Here is a 1,891-nt window from a genome sequence, read left to right on the forward strand (position 1 = left end):
ATCAGCGCCAGCGGCAAGACCTACGACGGCACCACGGCCGCAACCACCGCCGGCAGCCTCGCTGGCGTCGTTGCGGGCGACGCCGTTGCGCTCGACACCACCGGCGCCTTCAACGACAAGAACGCCGGCACCGGCAAGACGGTTGCAGTGAGCGCTGTGCTCAGCGGCGCGGACGCCGGAAACTACACGCTCAGCCACAACGCCACGACCAGCGCCGACATCGCGCAGGCAACGCTGGTTTATGTTGCCGAGCCGGTGAGCGGCTTTGTCGGATTACCCCCGTCGCTCAGCGGCACGGTCACCGGCTTTGTGAGCGGCGACACGCTCGCGAATGCCACGGCCGGCACGATGGTCTGGCTCAGCAGCGGCAGCGCGGCCACCGAGCCGGGCCGGTATGCCGTGACCGGTGACGGACTGAGCGCAACGAACTACGTGTTTGCCCAAGCTGCGGGCAATGCGACGGCCTTGACCCTGCAAGCCGGTAGCTCGCCGCCATCGCTGGTGTCGATTACCTCGCAACTGGACGTTAGCCAACTGCGCAGCCCGAGCGCCCCGGGGACGACCATCCCGACCGGCCGGCAGACTGCCCCCGGCACCGTGCTGATCTCCACCAGCGCCGGGCCGGTGCTGACCCTCGCCGATGCGTCCCTGGATAACGTCGAGCAGTTGCTCGCCATGGCGCCCACCGCGGCTGGGGAAGCGTCGGGCGATGCGGAGAGCCGCTTTGCGCCGTCGGATGAAGAGCGTGCGGCGCAGAGCGCCAACACGATCCTCTCGCTGCGCGTGGAGGATGGCGGCGTGCGATTGCCTGCTGGCCGGGTGAGCTTCAAGTGATGCCCCGCCGATTTCGCCAATCCACGCATTCCATCCATCGCGCTTCTTGCCTGACCTTGCCCATGAAACCCTTGTCGTTTGCCTTGTTTGCCAGTCTGCTTCCGGTTGCCGGGTTTGCAGCCCCGGGCGTGCCGAACGCCGGCAGCATCCTCCAGCAGGAACGCCAGGCGCGCCCGATCACCCCCGTGCCCAGCGATACCGGTCTGCGTATCGAACAGCCCGCCGGCGCAAGCCTGCCTGCCAGCGAAGCCTTTACCGTCAAAGAAATCCGACTCAGCGGCAACACCCTGATCGACACCGCCACCCTGCATGCCCTGGTTGCCGATGCCCTGGGGCAGGCGCAAAACCTGGCGCAACTGGGCGACCTGACCGCCAGAATCACCGAGTACTACCGGGCGCAAGGCTATCCGCTCGCCCGCGCGATCATCCCCGCGCAGGTGATTCAGGACGGTGTGGTGGTGTTTGAAGTCATCGAAGCGCGCTACGGCAAGGTCAGCGTGGACAACCGCAGTCTGGTCAGCGACCGTCTGCTGCAAGCCACCGTGGCGCCGCTGCAAAGTGGCGATGCCGTCAGTGATGCGCAAATGAACCGCGTTTTGCTGTTGCTCTCCGACATCCCCGGCGTTGAAAGCGCTGCGGTCCTCAGGCCGGGCGAAGCGGTCGGCACCACCGACCTTGCCGTCAGCGCCGAGGCCGCGGCCAGGGTGAGCGGGAAACTGGCCATCGATAACTACGGCAACGCCTACACCGGGCGCACCCGGGTGAACGGCAGTGTGAGCCTGAACAACCTTCTGCATGTGGGCGACGTCCTCAGCCTAGAGGGGCGCAGCGGTGGCGAAGGCATGAACGATGGCCGCATCGGCTATGAAGCGCTCCTGACCGGAGCTGGCACGCGCGCAGGTGGTTCATACGCCTTGATGCAGTACCAACTGGGCGACAGCCTGCAATACCTGGGCGCGGATGGCAGTGCGGAAGTGGCCAGCCTGTGGGCGAAACACCCCCTGCTGCGGAGCCAGACCGCCAACCTCTATGGCCAGCTTCAGTATGACCAACTGCA

2 protein-coding genes are annotated in these 1,891 nt (G+C 66.4%); both read left to right on the top strand.

All coding sequences use genetic code 11. The annotated features are described in order from the left end of the window. Window positions 1–834: YDG domain-containing protein (locus OPU71_RS21130; RefSeq protein ID WP_267730083.1), on the top strand; the 834-nt coding region annotated here is incomplete at its 5' end. A gap of 62 nt (window positions 835–896) precedes the next feature. After that, the coding region (locus OPU71_RS21135) for a ShlB/FhaC/HecB family hemolysin secretion/activation protein (RefSeq protein WP_267730084.1) at window positions 897–1,891 on the top strand (995 nt) is incomplete at its 3' end.

The organism is Niveibacterium sp. 24ML (assembly GCF_026586805.1).
Taxonomy (GTDB): Bacteria; Pseudomonadota; Gammaproteobacteria; order Burkholderiales; family Rhodocyclaceae; genus Niveibacterium.